This window comes from Shewanella sp. AS16 (assembly GCF_021412365.1).
Classification (GTDB): Bacteria; Pseudomonadota; Gammaproteobacteria; order Enterobacterales; family Shewanellaceae; genus Shewanella; species Shewanella salipaludis.
Genome location: NZ_JAKCLK010000314.1, coordinates 1 through 288, shown reverse-complemented (window position 1 = coordinate 288; position 288 = coordinate 1). Strand labels below are relative to the sequence as shown.

Here is a 288-nt window from a genome sequence, read left to right as displayed (position 1 = left end):
AAAGACGCTGTTAATCGTTTGAAAGCCTTTATGGAAAAATAAGCTATGTCTAAAAGACGAAAAATCATTATTGTATTAGTCGCCTTTTTAGGAATGGTATTAGTCGGATTGGGAATTCATTTCAAACCAAGCTCTCCCGAGCTAACAGAACTTGGAGATTATCGTGTTAGTACAGATGAAAAGACCTTTGAAATTGATTTGGCTAGTAACAGCAGCACGGGATATTCTTGGGTAGCTAGTGATGTTAATAGCGAAGCTATTACTTTAAAGGGTGTAACTTATCACACT

General features: G+C 36.5%; 1 protein-coding gene. It reads left to right on the top strand.

Features of this window, described 5'->3' with window-relative positions; translation table 11 throughout:
• Positions 1-45: 45 nt before the first annotated feature.
• On the top strand, positions 46-288 hold a 243-nt coding region (locus tag LZP73_RS20435; protein WP_234236789.1), incomplete at its 3' end, for a protease inhibitor I42 family protein.